Here is a 14527-nt window from a genome sequence, read left to right as displayed (position 1 = left end):
CCACCCTGCCGATCTCAGGAGCATTCGCGAATGTCCACAGCACTGACTCACGCAGAAGACACACAGATCACAGCTTCCAACGGGCGGATCGCACTGGAGCCGAACCCCCGCCGAATTCGAGCCTTCTTCGCTGGTCACGCCGTCGCAGACACCACTCGTTCGGTATACCTTTTCGAACGCGGCCGCCTGCCGATGTACTACATCCCCCTCGCGGACGTTCGTACCGAATTCCTCGTCCCGACGTCGACGACCACCCATTGCCCATGGAAAGGTGACGCCACCTACTGGACGATCGAGATCGGGGATCGCCGGGCCGAGGACGCCGTCTGGACCTACCCTGAACAGTTCGACGGTTCCCTGGATCTGAGTGAGTACGTCGCATTCTATTGGGATCGCATGGACGCCTGGTACGAGGAGGATCAACAGGTCTTTGTCCACGCCCGCGATCCATACGTACGTATCGACGCACTCCCCTCGTCCCGCCACGTCCAGGTCTTTGTCGGCGACGTACTGGTCGCCGAGACGAGACGACCCAGACTGCTCTTCGAAACCGGACTGCCCACGCGGTACTACATTCCGAGAATCGACGTTCGCAGCGAGTACTTTGCGCCGTCCCCGACCACCACGGCCTGCCCCTACAAGGGCACTGCGTCGTATCTGTCGTTCACCGGCACAACCGAACTCGCTCCGATCGAGGATCTGGCGTGGTTCTATCCGTTCACTACCGCCGAAGCGTCCGGGATCGACGACCACGTGTCGTTCTATCCCGAACGCGTCGGCAAGATCCTGGTGGACGGTGCCGAAATCTGAAAGGTGCTGGAGCCGAGAAGGTGTGGGTGCCTACCCCACTGCAACAGGGGATTCCGGGATTCGCAGTTCAGCCGTCTCCAGTCGGCGATCATGCACCCACACCATCGCCGTTGCAACGGAGAAGACCAACCAGGCGATGCATACTCCGTTCCAGCCGTACGACTTCCACACCACTGACCCCACCGCCGAGCCCACGGCAGCACCGACGAAGTAGGTGGTCATGTACACGGAATTCACACGCGAACGTGCTTCGGGGACAAGGGCGTAGATCACGTTCTGGTTGCTGACGTGCACTCCCTGCAGCGCGAGGTCGGCAAGGACGATGGCAACGAGAAACCACACCACGTGGGTGGCACCGGCAACAAAGGGAAGCCACGACACCAAGAGAATCGCGATGGCGCCGCCGGTCGCCAGCTGACCCAATCCCCGATCGGCCAGTCTGCCCGCCACCGTCGCCATCAAAGCTCCCGCCACACCGAGTAGTCCGACCAAGCCGATTTGAGTGTCGCTGTAGCCGAATTCGCCGGACAGAAGAAAGGCCATCGTCGTGAAGACGGTGCTGACAGCAGCAAAAGCCAGTCCGCCCATGGCCGATCGGGTTCTCAGGCGCGGCAAGGTCGCAGCCAACTTCCCTACCGAAGCGAGCGTTGCGCGGTAGCTTGCCTTCGGGCGATCTGCGGAATCGGAAGGCAGAGATCGCCACAATGCCACGGCCATCACCACCATCAGCACCGCCGCAACCTTGTATACCGTCGACCAACCTCCCAATCCGGAGAGGACGCCGGCAACGCTGCGCGCCAGCAGGATTCCGATCAGCAGTCCACTCATGATCGTGCCGACCACCTGACCGGACCTCTCAGGTTCGGCCAGCGAGGCGGCAAACGGAATCAGCACCTGGGCGGCGACCGAAAAGACGCCAGCGACAGCGATTCCCACTGCCAGCGTGGCAAAGTTGGGCGCAAATCCGCTGACCGCTTGACCGGTCGCCGCCAGCAGCATGAGCCCTACCGTCAGCTTGCGTCGGTCCACCATGTCGCCCACCGGAACCAGAAGTATCAATCCGAGTGCATACGCGACCTGCGCGATGGTCACCGTCGCGGCCGCTGCGGAGGCCGACACATTCAGGTGATCTGCGATGGAATCGAGGAGTGGCTGGTTGAAATAGTTACCGCCCGCGCACAGGCCCGTCGCTGCAGCCATCAGCAGCACTATCGGTAGTCCGAGCCTCGGACGCGCGTCGCTTGAAATCATGTCGTCAAGCATGACCGCCTACACCGACGCGCGTCCAATAGATAGATATGCATGATCTATCTCCAGAAACGATAGATTGGTGCAATGGAACTACGTCACATCCGCTACGCCCTGGCAGTCGCGGAAGACAGACACTTCAGCCGAGCAGCGTCGCGGTTGCACGTTTCCCAGTCCGCCTTGAGTGCCCAGATCAGAGACCTCGAAAAGGAACTGGGAGTCGAATTGTTCAACCGGAACAGCCGAAACGTCGGCCTGACTGCTGCAGGCGAGGTTTTTGTCGCCCGCTCCCGCGAGGTACTCGGCGCCGTGTCGAGACTCGTCAGTGATGTCTCGGCACGGAGCAACGAGCAAGTGCGGTTGACGGTCGGCACCATCACCTCGGCGGGGCGCGTCGACGTCGGACGCGCGCTGGCAGATCTGACACGGCGCCACCCTGCAATCAACATCACCGCGCGACCGTACGGCAGTGAAGTAGTTATCGAGGGAGTCCGGTCCGGTGCAATCGACGTCGGCATTGTCGGATTGGCCGCAGGTCGCCTACCCAAGAGCTTTGCCGCCGCACCGCTGTGGAGTGAACCCACCGCAGCGTTCGTTGCTCCTGACCATCCCTTCGCCCAGGCTTCGTCGATCAGGCTCGAAGACCTACGCGATCACACTCTCGTGGACTTCGCCTCCGGCAGCGAGGCCCGTGTCCAAACCGACCAAGCCTTCGCCGAATCACAGGTCCCTCGGGGAAAAACACTTGAAGCCAACTCGGTAGACCTGATCTGTTCACTGACCGCCAACGGCCTGGGCGTAGGTTTGCTCCCCCAGTCCATGAGCGCCCTGCACCCCGAATTGGTCTGTATTCCGATCACCGATGCGCCGCATCGGATCGTCCACGCAATCACCGAACCCACCCATTCGTCGGCGCTCGCCCGCGAGTTCGTCGAACTACTCGCAGCGCAGTTCGCTACTTGAGCAGTTTCGACATTCGCCTGTCCGCCAACGGTTTACCGCCGGTCTGGCACGTCGCGCAGTATTGAAAAGAGCGCTCCGCGAACGACACTTCGCGTACGACGTCACCGCACACCGGGCACGGAAGTCCGGTACGAGCATGCACTCGCATCCCCGAGCGTTTCTCACCTTTGAGCCGGGCCGCGTCCTGACCTTCCGAACGCTCGATCGCGTCGGCCAGCGTAGATCGCATCACGGCATACAACGTCGAAATCTGATCCCGCGTCAGCCGCGACGAGGTCGCGAAAGGCGAGAGTTTCGCGGTGTGGAGGATCTCGTCCGAGTAGGCGTTCCCGATACCGGCGATCAACGACTGCTCGACTATCGAGTTCTTGATCCGCGCCGACGTTCCGCCCAGAATCTGTGCGAACTCGGCTTCGGTCACGGCCATCGCGTCCGGCCCCAACCGGGCGATGCCCGGAACCTCCTGCGGATCGTTCACGACCCAGACGGCGAGGCGTTTCTTGGTGCCGGCTTCGGTGAGATCGAATGCCGGCGTCAACCCTTCGGGTGTGAAGAAATGAACGCGCAGCGCCAACGGCCCCTTCCCCGGCTTCGGCGGCGTCGCCGATGGATTGTCCAGCCAGCGCATCCAGCCGGCACGGGAGAGATGCGTGACCAACCACAACCCGTCGCAATCCAGAGCCAGATGCTTCCCGAAGCGGGCGGCGCCCGTGACGTCACGCCCCTGCAGAGCGGTGATCGGCGGATCGAAGGTCTTGAGCACACTCAATGCAGCGATGTCGACGCGTCCCACCACTGCGCCGACCGCGTGCTGACGAAGGAACCCTGCCAGCGCTTCCACCTCGGGTAGTTCAGGCATGGCAACAGACTAACGCCGACCACGGACACTCACAGCGCGCTCAGTCCGTTTCCGTCTGCAGCACCACCGAATGCCCACCGCGTGCCTTCGCGGAGTACATCGCCCGATCCGCTCGCCGCAGCAGAGTCGGGTAGGTGACCAGCGCATCATCCGCTGATTCGAAAGGCCCTGCGATCTTCGCGATTCCGACGCTCATCGCCACCTCGGGATGATCGGGCGAGGTGATCGTCGAACGGAGTAGCTCATGTTCGAGTCGATGGAACGAGCGTTGATCGACCGAATCGACGATGACGAACTCGTCGCCGCCTATCCGTGCGATCAAGGCCGCCGGGCCGGCGCATTCGACCAGTCTCGATCCGACTTTTTCGATCACGGCGTCACCGACGGTATGTCCGTACTCGTCGTTGATGGCCTTGAATCGATTGATGTCGACGGCGGCGACTACCAAGAGCGCCGAGTGCGTGTACGACCGCTCCAGCAACAGTCGCACTTCGTCGGCCAGTCCCCTCCTGTTGAGCAGTCCGGTCAGTGGGTCCAATTGCGAGTTCAACGCGTCGGTGCCGAGGATGGAGAAAATGAACTGACAGGCAAAGGGAATCACGTAGATTGCCGCGCCGACCAGTACTACCAACGCGACCAGAACCGGAGCATCCACATCGTTTTCGACCACCGCCGTACGTGTCACGATGCCGATGACCACGACGAGTACCCACAACATGTGAAGGCTCTGTATTCGAGCATTGTGGAAGAACGCGATGTATCCGCCGATCACCGAGAACATCACGGCGTGTGCCAGTGCTGCAAGTGGATTGGAGTACAGCAGCATTGCGGCCGCTATTCCCACTTCCGAGTAGAGCACAAAGGCGTAAGACCAGGAACGGGAGAGATTGCGCCTCGTCGAGAGGGCGACGGCCATCATCACGGTTATGACCATGATGACTGCGTTCGCGGTGCGCGCGTGCGAAGTGGTCGGTCCCTGTGGACTGAAGCGAGTGAGGAACATGATCACGGTGACCAGCACCAACGAGCAGACGACGAGAAACCGCGAGGCGACGGTCAACCCTTTGTCCGCGAGATAGCGATTGAAGGTGTCGAATTGGTCCGGACGCCGATACCAATCGACAAGTTGAGAAGAGATCAGCCGGAACGCGGGACCCGAGAGCGGTCGTCGAGACGCCACGGCGTCCGAACGCTCAACACTCTCGGCAGATTCCATAGGGTCAGGGTAATCCAGTCAACTCCCCGCAATCAGACAATTTTCACTGTTTGCCGTCCCACATCACAACCTGATCGCCGCCGGCGGCCTTCGCGCGGTACATCGAGGCATCGGCTACTCGAAACAGTTCCGTCAACTCCTCGTCGGAAATAATCGACGACCATTCGGCAGAGGTGATCGCGACTCCGACGCTGGTGGTCACTACCGGATCACGATCGTCGATTCGCAAGTGCCTTCGCAGATTGTCTTCGAACGCAGGCGCTGCGCCGACGTCTATCGTGTCTACCAACACGAACTCGTCCCCACCGAATCTGGCGAAGAGCGCCTTCTCGCCGCCGCACCACCGCAGTCGATCAGCAATCTGGCGAAGTACGAGATCGCCTTCTTCGTGCCCCTGTGAGTCGTTGACGCTCTTGAACGAATCGACATCGACAATCGCGACGACATACGACGACTTGCTCGACGCATGCCCCGTCGCCCCCATTTCGACAACAGCTCGCTGCAGCCCGCGCCGATTCAGAAGCCCTGTCAACGGATCCACGTCCGAACTGTCCGCGTCGGAGCCGAGAAGTGAGAGGACGAACTGGCAGGCGAACGGGATGACCACGATCCCGGTGGCGATGATCAGACACAGTGCGGTGGCCAACGCAGGATCCGCGTAGACCGCAACCTTTCGGCCGACCACTGCCAGAACCACGATGGACAGCGCGATGTGAACCGCCTGGAGTCTCGCGTTGTGAAAGTACGCGATGTAACCACCGATCAGTACGAAGAGCACACACTGGATCAACCCGATGAAAGGGTCGTTGTTCAAGAACACACCGACGAATACGCCGACCTCGCAGTAGGCGACAAAGAAGTACGACCACCGACGCGTGATTTCGGGCAGAAGGCAGAAGAGCACGATCACCGCAATCGTGACGGCGATGATAACGGCGTTGACGACGCTGGTGACGTGGTTGTGCACGCCCGCGTCGCTGAAGCGCAGCAGAGTCATCGCAATGATGACCGTCGTCAGCGAGCCGATGACCAGCAATCGGACAGCTAGCTCCAGGCCCTTCGTGGCGAGGTATCGATTGAAACTGTCGAATTGATCAGGACGCCGATACCACTGAACCAGAAGGTCGAAAGCCGACTTCACAGCTGATTTTTCACGGCCACGCGGCGCGGGCAGAATCGACTGCAGTCGGTCCTGCCCGAACGATGTCATGCGCAGATCATAGGTGCGCAGACCGTCGTTCGGGATCAAGAGTGCAGGATCGAGGCGGCAAATTCAGGGTCGGTTGTCAGCGCCGAACGAGGTACGTATCCATGATCCAACCGTGCTTCTCACGCAACTCCGCCCGGCGAGCGACGATCCGATCTTCGACGTCACGCAGTTTGCCGGAAATCAACTCCTCGTCCGGGGTCCCGAGGTACGCGCCCCACCAGATCTCGGCGTCGTTTTCGCTTACCTGAGTGAAGGTGCAATGCGCGTCGAGCATCACGACGGCATTGTCCACGCCGTCGGGCAATCCCTCGGCCAGTTTGCGGCCGGTCGTGATGTGGATGGGTTCGCCGATTCGGTTCAGGACGATCCGGTGTTGTGCAGCCAGCGACTGCACGCTGGTGATTCCCGGGATGACGGAGTAGTCGAACGAAACTCTCCCGCGAGCGAGCACACGCTCGACGATCCGCAGAGTGCTGTCGTAGAGGGAAGGGTCACCCCAGACGAGAATCGCGCCGACGCCAGGTTCGGCCGCGAATTCCGCTTCGAATTTCGCGGCCCGACGCTCGTGCCAGTCCTCGACAACCCCCTCGTAATCGGTGGGGGTTCGGTCCCGCGGCGGGTCCGTGATCTCGACCACCTTGTAGTCGAGGTGAACGTGCTCGTCGAGAATGCCGGTGCGCAAGTCGACCAGGGCCTGCTTCTCGTCACCCTTTCCGATGATGAAGAAGGTATCGGCCCTGTTCATAGCCTTGATCGCCTGAACCGTCACCTGGTCGGGATCACCAGCACCGATACCGATCACCAAGAGTTCGCGCATGTGCCGAGGCTATATTGCCGTGCGCCTTTATTAACCGCCGGAGGTTAATAAAGGCGCACAGCAGGGCAGGCCCTAGACTGATTCCCGTGACTGTCTCCACTGCTTACGAAGACCTCCTCCGGCTCGTCATGGAGACGGGTACCGCCAAATCCGATCGAACCGGAACCGGCACCCGCAGCATCTTCGGTCACCAGATGCGTTTCGATCTTGCCGACGGCTTTCCGCTCGTCACCACCAAGAAGGTCCACCTCAAGTCGATAGTCAACGAACTCCTGTGGTTCCTGCGCGGCGACTCCAACGTGGCGTGGCTGCACGAGCACGGCGTCTCCATCTGGGACGAGTGGGCCGACGAGAACGGTGAACTCGGCCCCGTCTACGGCGTCCAGTGGCGTAGCTGGCCCACCCCTTCGGGCGAGCACATCGACCAGATCACGCAGACCGTCGAGACTCTGCGCTCCAACCCCGATTCGCGGCGGATCATCGTTTCGGCGTGGAACGTCGCCGACATTCCGCAGATGGCCCTGGCGCCGTGCCACGCTTTCTTCCAGTTCTACGTCGCCGACGGCAAGCTCTCCTGCCAGCTGTACCAGCGCAGCGCCGACATGTTCCTCGGCGTTCCGTTCAACATCGCCAGCTACGCGCTGCTCACCCACATGATGGCCCAGCAGGCCGGACTCGACGTCGGCGAGTTCGTCTGGACCGGCGGCGACTGCCACATCTACGACAATCACGTCGACCAGGTGACCGAGCAGCTCGGCCGCGAACCGCTGCCGTTGCCGACCCTGAAGCTGAACAAGCGCGACTCCATCTTCGACTACACCTTCGAGGACGTGGAGATCGTCGACTACCAGCACCACCCCGCGATCAAAGCCCCGGTAGCGGTCTGACGATGACCGATCGCACAGTCACCCTCATCTGGGCGCAGGCCCACGGCGGCGTCATCGGCGCCGACAACTCGATCCCGTGGCGCGTGTCCGAGGACATGGCTTACTTCAAACGCGTCACCATGGGCCATCCGGTAATCATGGGGCGGCGCACCTGGGACTCCATTCCATCGAAGTTCCGTCCGTTCAGCGGGCGTCGGAACATCGTCGTCACACGCGATCCGCAATGGCACGCCGAAGGCGCCGAGGTGGTCCGCAGTCTGGACGACGCCCTGGCGTTGCCGGACGGTGACGTCTTCGTCGTCGGTGGCGGGCAAATTTATTCGGCTGCACTGCCATTCGCAACGCATCTACTGGTGACCGAGATCGACCTCGACATCGCCGGCGATGCTTTTGCTCCCGAGATCGGCCCCGAATGGAACCTGAAATCCGACGAGCCCTGGCAGACCTCGGAGAAGAGCGGCCTGCGCTTCCGCTGGTTGGAGTACACGCGCTGACCGACTTCCGCCGATAACGAGGCACCTCGCGAGTGAGTCGGTCATACTCCAAGAAGGACATTCACCGCTTCCGAGAGGTCTTCGATGGACAAGAAGTCACTGACCGCTCTCGCTCGCCAACAGTTGAAACTGGCGGGCTCGGCGACCAGCGGTCGCAGTTCACAAACCGTCTACGGCGGCCACCAGCGCAGCCTGCGACAGACGGTGATCGCGCTGAGCGCCGGCAAGAGCCTCGCCGAACACGACAGTCCGGGCGAAGCCACGTTGTTGGTCCTGAGCGGGAAGCTGAATCTTGTGTGTGGGAGTGACCAGTGGAAAGGATCCACGGGTGATTTCCTGACCGTCCCGGCCGACCGGCACAGCGTCGAAGCGCTCGAAGACGTTGCATTTCTACTGACCGTCGCCATGAAGGGCTGAAATCGGTGGTGTCTTCCGCGTGAGCGAAACCGTGATCGAAGTGTCCATCGTCGCAGCCCCGTCCGTACTCTGGCCCGCGCTGCGCGACCCGTCGCTGATTCGACGTTGGTTCGGCTGGGAGTACGACGGACTCGACGACGAAATCAACCAGATCTACTCCACCGCTGAGGCCGACCCCGAAGCGTTGACGCTGAAACTCGGAAACGGTGACCGTTTCTCACTTCGCGAACAGGACGGCAAGACGGTCGTCCGCATCGATCGGCCGGCCAAATCTGCCGACGACGACTGGTACGACGACATCACCGAGGGCTGGACGACATTCCTCCAGCTGCTCAGATTCGCAGTGGAGCACCACGGACTGGCCGAGCGTAAAACCATTTATCTCGACGGCCTTCTGCTCCCCGGTGAGAACGTGGCAAGCGTCCTCGGGCTCACCGAAATCGAATTGGAAGCGGGAAGTCGGTACGCGGTGACAATCGCTCCCGGCGACTATTTCGAAGGCGTCGTCGACTACGTCACCGACCACCAATTCGGGCTGACAGTCGAGGATCTCGGCCCTGGCCTGCTGTCTGTCGCCACCCAGTCGGTGACGGCGCAGCGGCCCGACGGAGGCATGTCCATCCTGCTGACCACCTACGATCTGAGCGATGACGAGTTCGACGAGATCAAGCATCACTGGTCGTCGTGGTGGGAAGGTCGCCGCCAGGAGAGCTGACGTTCGGTGAGGCGATATGCTTCGACCATGGTCGAAGCTTCGGGTCACAGTCCGGCACGTACGTTCGGCGAGTTGCTCGACCGCCTGGGCGATTCCAATGCCGACATACCGACACTCCACCGCCTGCTCGAGGCGGTCCTGGTGGTCGGCTCCGGCCTGGACCTCGACCTGACGCTTCAACGGATCATCACCTCTGCGACAACGGTTCTGGATTGCCGCTACGGCGCCCTGGGGGTCGCGGCGCCGGGGGGCGGGCTCTCGGAATTCGTGTACGAGGGAATCTCCGGGTCCCAACGCGCGACCATGGGACATTTCCCCGAAGGTCATGGCGTGCTGGGTGTTCTGATGAATCACCCGCAGACTTTGCGTGTGGCCCATCTCGGCGACCATCCCGAATCGGTGGGATTCCCCGCAAATCATCCACCGATGGAGAGCTTCCTCGGAGCGCCGATCATGATGCGGGGAAAGGTGTTCGGAAGCATCTACCTGACCGAGAAACGGGGACAGGCCGAGTTCACCCAGGAAGACGAGGTCATTCTCGAAGCCCTCGCCATCGCAGCCGGCATCGCTGTGGAAAACGCCCGACTGTTCGAGCAGTCACGAACTCGTGAAAGATGGCTCACCGCAACATCTGCCATCCGCTCGCGGTTGCTGGCCGGTGACTCGCTCGAGGACGGCCTGCAACTTCTTGCCAGTCGCGTTCGGGACCTGACCGGCGTCGACGACGTGATCGTGGTGATCTGCGAGAACGGCTACGCACAGGTTCACGCCGCGGCCAGCGCTCGGACCACGTCACGTGGAGTCAGAATCCCGGCGACCACTTATCCGTTCGACGTGGTGCGGAGCACTCGAAAGCTACAGGTACTCACCACTTTAGGCGCACTCACCGAACTGGTGCCGTCGGCTGGGAGTGCGGTCGTGGCACCGATGTGCGTCGCCTCGGGTGTAGTCGGCGCGGTCATCGTGGCGTCGAATTCCACCAACACACACTGGGATCACGACGAACTGACCCGGATCGAGTCGATGGCCGAACTCGGCTCCGTTGCAATCGAGTTCGACGAGAAACAAAAGGCGCAACGCCTGTTGTCCGTTCTCGCCGACCGCGACCGCATCGCACGAGACCTGCACGACAACGTCATCCAGCGACTGTTCGCGAGCGGAATGAGCCTGCAGAGCACGCTTCCGGACGAGACCCTCCCGGAGTCGGCGCGCGCGATTGTCAAACGATCTCTCGAACAGCTCGACAAGACAGTCCGCGAGATCCGGACAACCATCTTCGATCTGCAGACTCCGACGGCCACCGATTCGTCGAGCCTGCGCCGACGCCTCCTCGATGTCATCGGCGACGCCACCGCACAGTCCGCGGTGACCCCGAGCGTCCAATTCTCCGGCGCCATCGACACTCTGGTGAATCCCGGGATCCACCAGCACGCCGAAGCCGTGCTGCGTGAGGGGTTGAGCAACGTCCTTCGGCATGCACACGCACGCCACATCACCATCGCTGTCACCGCGGACGTCGAATTTGCGATCACGATCGAGGACGACGGCGTCGGACTCCCCTCCGACTTCCACAAGAGTGGACTGCACAATCTGGAGCGCCGCGCCGAACATTGCGGCGGTACGTGCACGATCGTCAATCACGATCCGAGCGGTGCACGCCTGCTCTGGCGAGTACCGCTCGGTCGCACCAACTCGAATCGACCGAAATCCGGTCGTTAGATCCTAGCGACTGCCGCTACGGATTTCGGTCGCCAGCACCGCAGCCTGAGTACGACGCTGCATGCCCAGCTTCGAGAGCAGACGCGTCACGTAGTTCTTGACCGTCTTCTCCGCGAGGAACAATCGCGCGCCGATCTCCCGGTTGGTGAGCCCCTCTCCGATGAGGTCGAAGACTGCTCGCTCCTGATCGGAAAGTTCGGCCAACGGATCAGCTGTACGGTCGCTGCGGATCCGCTGCATCAGCGCCTCGGTTGCACGACTGTCGAGCAGTGAACCGCCGCGCCCGACTGTGCGGACTGCAGCGACCAGATCGGTTCCGAGAATCTGCTTGAGGACGAATCCCGAGGCGCCCGCCATGATCGCGTCGAGCAACGCCTCGTCGTCGGCGTACGACGTGAGCATCAGGCAGCGGAGGTCGGGAAGCATCGAGCGGAGTTCTCGGCACAGTTCGACGCCGTTGCCGTCAGGCAGGCGTACGTCCAGAACAGCGACGTCGGCGTTGCTCTGCGGTACCGCGGCCAGCGCTTCCCCCACGGACGCCGCCTCGCCCACCACCACGAAGTCCTCGACCCCACCGAGTAGGTCGAACAATCCGCGTCTGACGATCTCGTGATCGTCCACCAGGAATATCCGCGTTGTCATCGAACCCCTCCAAAAGACATCTCACGTCGAACGGTACCGGAGACGGTGGACTCAGAACTCATGGAATGCATTCTCTTCACTTGTTGACGTGCCGGACGATGAGAACCGGGCAATCCGCGGTGTGCAGGAGCGCTCGACTGGTCGATCCGAGGAGCATTCCTGCGAATCCGCCGCGCCCGCGACTGCCGACGACTATCAACTGCGCCGTCTCCGCGTATTCGCTCAGGACTCGGACCGGACGGTCACGCGCGACGACTCTTTCGACGACGACGTCCGGGTAACGCTCGGTGAATCCGGCCAATTGCTCCGCGAGGACAACTTCCTCACCCGTCTGGATGCTGCTCCACAGTGGGTCGTCGGGGGTGGCGCCCAACGAGGGCTGCACACTCACGTCGCTCCACACGTTGACGGCAATCAAGGTGGCGCCCCGCGCGGAGGCCTGCTCGAAAGCGTGCTCGACTGCCTCGATGCTGCTTTCGGATCCATCGACACCGACGACGACGGGGCCCTCGGTCGGCGGCCGACCGTCGAGCGTCCGTCCTCGGACAACTGCAACCGGAGATTCGCCGTGCGAGACAACCGAGACCGTCGCAGAACCGACGACCAATCCGGTGAATTCGCCGTGCCCGCGAGGGCCGAGCGCAATGATGTACGCGCCCTTGGACAATTCGATCAGGCGATCGGAGACGCTGCCGTCGAGTAGTTCGGTGACGATCTCGAGGTCGTCGTCGATGCTTTGCCGCGCGAGAATCTGTGCGCTGTCCAGACGAGCGGTGGCAGTGCGCCGCAGTTCGTCCTTGAAGCTCTCGGCGAGGTAAGGCTCGGAGTAGTAGAAGGCTGGGATGTGCACCACCGTCGCGATGTGGAGCGGTCGACCGAGCGCCACCGCGGTCCTCGCCGCCCAGACGACAGCCGACGACGCCGATTCCGAACCGTCTACCGCTACGACGACGGGTTTGGTTGCACTCATGTTCGTCCCTCCACAATCGACCACAGAATCTCTTCGCCCTCACACTATTGCCCAATGACGGCAAAAAGGATTCATCAGCCGACGCGAGTCCCGAATCGGACATTGGGTGTTCGGGTGGACTGCGGCAACGGCCCCGCCAACATCCCTTTCGGGCGTCAACGAGGCCACCGGTGCCGGATTCGCACGCAAACCCTGGCTACTCGATCCACGTTAGGTGAAGAACCCGACCGGTCAGAAGTGAAAAAAGTCCTGTCAACAAGCGCCCAAAATCGGGTTTCGTACGCAGGAGATCCCGAACCACCTGCTCTGCTGTGCGCCTTTGTTAACCGCCGGCGGTTAATAAAGGCGCACAGCAGGGTCAGTCACAAATCTTGCGGAACTTCTCGATCAGCTGCACTCGGCCGTTGCGGTCGGCCGCCAACGGCGTGACGTTGAGCGTCGTGACACCGGCTTCGGCGAAGGCTGCGACGCGTTCCTTGACGTAGCTCTCGGGACCGATCAACGACACTGCGCGAACCAGTTCGTCCGGCACTGCTGCGGCGGCTTCGTCCTTCTTGCCCGCGAGGTAGAGATCCTGGATCTTCTCGGCGGCCTCTTCGTAGCCGTAGCGCACCGCGAGATCGTTGTAGAAGTTCTTGCCCTTGGCGCCCATGCCACCGATGTAGAGCGCAAGGCTCGGGCGTACCCAGTCGAGCATGTGGTCGACGTCGTCACCGATGGCCAGTGCCGGCGACGCGTACACCTGAAGCTCACCGAGGCTCGGATCGCGCTTGGCCTTGCCCTTGGCGATCGGCTCACCCCACACGCTTGCTGCCTTCTCTGGATGGAAGAAAATAGGTTCCCAGCCTTCGGCGATCTCCGCCGTCAGCTCGACGTTCTTGGGTCCGAGCGAAGCGATCAGGATCGGGATGCGCTCACGCACAGGATGATTGATCAGCTTGAGCGGCTTTCCGAGTCCGGTGCCCTTCTCGGCGGGGAGGGGAACCTGGTAGTACTTGCCCTGGTACTCGACCTTCTCGCGGCGCCATACCTGACGGCAGATCTCGACGACCTCACGTGTGCGTCCCAGCGGAGCGTCGTACTTGACGCCGTGGAACCCCTCGATCACCTGCGGTCCGGAAGCGCCCAGTCCCATCACGAAGCGACCGTTGGAGACGAAGTCCAGGCCAGCCGCCGTCATGGCGGTCAACGAAGGGGTACGGGTGTAGATCTGAAAGATTCCCGAAGCGAGTTCGATGGTCGACGTCTTGGCCGCCAGGTAACCGAGCTGGCTGACGGCGTCGAAGGAATACGCCTCCGGGACGAAGGCGATGTCGAGGCCCGCCTTCTCCAGGTCACCGACCTCTTCGACGGTTTCGGCGAACCCGCCGCTGTAGTTCAAACCCATACCGATACGCACGTTGTAACCCCAATCCTGACGATTGCTGCCGTGTGCGACGCGCACACGAGCAGTGGTACTCCCATCGAACACTTACTCACATCGAACACTACGGAACCTGAGTCCGCATTCATGTGACTACCCCGTTCATATTCGATGACCGAAATGAACGGGGTAATGGG

At 61.7% G+C, this 14527-nt stretch carries 15 protein-coding genes; 7 read left to right on the top strand and 8 right to left on the bottom strand.

Going from position 1 to position 14527, the window contains the following annotated elements; genetic code table 11:
* The first annotated feature begins 30 nt into the window (after positions 1 to 30).
* Positions 31 to 810 carry a DUF427 domain-containing protein gene (locus tag G9U53_RS20450; protein WP_047272578.1) on the top strand — a complete coding sequence of 260 codons (780 nt, stop codon included), beginning with the start codon at positions 31 to 33 and terminating at the stop codon, positions 808 to 810.
* A gap of 30 nt (positions 811 to 840) precedes the next feature.
* On the opposite strand, the gene G9U53_RS20445 is transcribed toward G9U53_RS20450, so the two are convergent.
* Positions 841 to 2073 carry an MFS transporter gene (locus G9U53_RS20445; protein ID WP_165639119.1) on the bottom strand — a complete coding sequence of 411 codons (1233 nt, stop codon included), beginning with the start codon at positions 2071 to 2073 and terminating at the stop codon, positions 841 to 843.
* A 72-nt stretch (positions 2074 to 2145) separates the two neighbouring features.
* Between G9U53_RS20445 and G9U53_RS20440 the strand changes: the two genes are divergently transcribed.
* Complete coding sequence (locus G9U53_RS20440) at positions 2146 to 3021, top strand: LysR family transcriptional regulator (RefSeq protein WP_007727651.1); 876 nt, start codon at positions 2146 to 2148, stop codon at positions 3019 to 3021.
* Here the strand turns inward: G9U53_RS20440 and G9U53_RS20435 are convergent.
* The 4 genes from G9U53_RS20435 to cobF form a co-directional block, all read right to left on the bottom strand.
* The gene (locus G9U53_RS20435; protein ID WP_050655571.1) at positions 3014 to 3880 is read right to left on the bottom strand and encodes a DNA-formamidopyrimidine glycosylase family protein; all 867 of its coding nucleotides are present in this window, start codon (positions 3878 to 3880) and stop codon (positions 3014 to 3016) included. The two genes, G9U53_RS20440 and G9U53_RS20435, sit on opposite strands and share 8 nt — an antisense overlap.
* A 40-nt stretch (positions 3881 to 3920) precedes the next feature.
* Positions 3921 to 5096, bottom strand: a complete 1176-nt coding sequence (locus G9U53_RS20430; RefSeq protein ID WP_007727655.1) for a GGDEF domain-containing protein — start codon at positions 5094 to 5096, stop codon at positions 3921 to 3923.
* A 43-nt stretch (positions 5097 to 5139) separates the two neighbouring features.
* Complete coding sequence (locus tag G9U53_RS20425) at positions 5140 to 6306, bottom strand: GGDEF domain-containing protein (RefSeq protein WP_223304416.1); 1167 nt, start codon at positions 6304 to 6306, stop codon at positions 5140 to 5142.
* 76 nt (positions 6307 to 6382) lie between these two features.
* Positions 6383 to 7123 carry a precorrin-6A synthase (deacetylating) gene (gene cobF, locus G9U53_RS20420; RefSeq protein WP_003946376.1) on the bottom strand — a complete coding sequence of 247 codons (741 nt, stop codon included), beginning with the start codon at positions 7121 to 7123 and terminating at the stop codon, positions 6383 to 6385.
* Between the two features lie 86 nt (positions 7124 to 7209).
* On the opposite strand from cobF, the gene G9U53_RS20415 reads away from it, so the two are divergent.
* The 5 genes from G9U53_RS20415 to G9U53_RS20395 all read left to right on the top strand — a co-directional run bounded on the left by G9U53_RS20415 (position 7210) and on the right by G9U53_RS20395 (position 11355).
* Positions 7210 to 8010: a thymidylate synthase gene (locus G9U53_RS20415; protein ID WP_003946427.1), complete on the top strand. Its 801-nt coding sequence runs from the start codon at positions 7210 to 7212 to the stop codon at positions 8008 to 8010.
* Between the two features lie 2 nt (positions 8011 to 8012).
* Positions 8013 to 8504, top strand: a complete 492-nt coding sequence (locus G9U53_RS20410; RefSeq protein WP_003946393.1) for a dihydrofolate reductase — start codon at positions 8013 to 8015, stop codon at positions 8502 to 8504.
* An 84-nt stretch (positions 8505 to 8588) separates the two neighbouring features.
* On the top strand, positions 8589 to 8921 hold the full coding sequence (locus tag G9U53_RS20405; protein ID WP_003946336.1) for a cupin domain-containing protein: 333 nt from the start codon (positions 8589 to 8591) through the stop codon (positions 8919 to 8921).
* Between the two features lie 19 nt (positions 8922 to 8940).
* Entirely contained in the window at positions 8941 to 9636 is a 696-nt protein-coding gene (locus tag G9U53_RS20400; RefSeq protein WP_165639118.1) for a hypothetical protein, read from the top strand.
* Between the two features lie 27 nt (positions 9637 to 9663).
* Positions 9664 to 11355, top strand: coding sequence for a GAF domain-containing protein (locus G9U53_RS20395; RefSeq protein ID WP_042921348.1), 1692 nt, complete (start codon positions 9664 to 9666; stop codon positions 11353 to 11355).
* Between the two features lie 3 nt (positions 11356 to 11358).
* Here the strand turns inward: G9U53_RS20395 and G9U53_RS20390 are convergent, their stop codons facing one another.
* The 3 genes from G9U53_RS20390 to G9U53_RS20380 all read right to left on the bottom strand — a co-directional run bounded on the left by G9U53_RS20390 (position 11359) and on the right by G9U53_RS20380 (position 14366).
* Positions 11359 to 11997 (bottom strand): response regulator transcription factor, encoded by a 639-nt coding sequence (locus G9U53_RS20390; RefSeq protein WP_003946380.1) that lies wholly within the window; start codon positions 11995 to 11997, stop codon positions 11359 to 11361.
* Positions 11998 to 12073: 76 nt separating this feature from the next.
* Positions 12074 to 12967 carry a universal stress protein gene (locus G9U53_RS20385; protein ID WP_003946389.1) on the bottom strand — a complete coding sequence of 298 codons (894 nt, stop codon included), beginning with the start codon at positions 12965 to 12967 and terminating at the stop codon, positions 12074 to 12076.
* Between the two features lie 358 nt (positions 12968 to 13325).
* Positions 13326 to 14366 carry an LLM class F420-dependent oxidoreductase gene (locus G9U53_RS20380; protein WP_007727670.1) on the bottom strand — a complete coding sequence of 347 codons (1041 nt, stop codon included), beginning with the start codon at positions 14364 to 14366 and terminating at the stop codon, positions 13326 to 13328.
* Between the last annotated feature and the right edge of the window lie 161 nt (positions 14367 to 14527).

The organism is Rhodococcus sp. D-46 (assembly GCF_011290655.1).
Lineage (GTDB): Bacteria > Actinomycetota > Actinomycetes > Mycobacteriales > Mycobacteriaceae > Rhodococcus_F > Rhodococcus_F qingshengii.
This window is presented reverse-complemented; position numbering and strand designations above follow the sequence as displayed.

Coding starts and splice junctions, on each gene's coding strand:
- G9U53_RS20445 (WP_165639119.1), bottom strand. CDS start 2,073: ATGCTTGACGACATGATTTCAAGCGACGCGCGTCCGAGGCTCGGACTA.
- G9U53_RS20425 (WP_223304416.1), bottom strand. CDS start 6,306: ATGACATCGTTCGGGCAGGACCGACTGCAGTCGATTCTGCCCGCGCCG.
- G9U53_RS20405 (WP_003946336.1), top strand. CDS start 8,589: ATGGACAAGAAGTCACTGACCGCTCTCGCTCGCCAACAGTTGAAACTG.
- G9U53_RS20450 (WP_047272578.1), top strand. CDS start 31: ATGTCCACAGCACTGACTCACGCAGAAGACACACAGATCACAGCTTCC.
- G9U53_RS20385 (WP_003946389.1), bottom strand. CDS start 12,967: ATGAGTGCAACCAAACCCGTCGTCGTAGCGGTAGACGGTTCGGAATCG.
- G9U53_RS20390 (WP_003946380.1), bottom strand. CDS start 11,997: ATGACAACGCGGATATTCCTGGTGGACGATCACGAGATCGTCAGACGC.
- G9U53_RS20395 (WP_042921348.1), top strand. CDS start 9,664: ATGGTCGAAGCTTCGGGTCACAGTCCGGCACGTACGTTCGGCGAGTTG.
- G9U53_RS20440 (WP_007727651.1), top strand. CDS start 2,146: ATGGAACTACGTCACATCCGCTACGCCCTGGCAGTCGCGGAAGACAGA.
- G9U53_RS20435 (WP_050655571.1), bottom strand. CDS start 3,880: ATGCCTGAACTACCCGAGGTGGAAGCGCTGGCAGGGTTCCTTCGTCAG.
- G9U53_RS20410 (WP_003946393.1), top strand. CDS start 8,013: ATGACCGATCGCACAGTCACCCTCATCTGGGCGCAGGCCCACGGCGGC.
- G9U53_RS20430 (WP_007727655.1), bottom strand. CDS start 5,096: ATGGAATCTGCCGAGAGTGTTGAGCGTTCGGACGCCGTGGCGTCTCGA.
- cobF (WP_003946376.1), bottom strand. CDS start 7,123: ATGCGCGAACTCTTGGTGATCGGTATCGGTGCTGGTGATCCCGACCAG.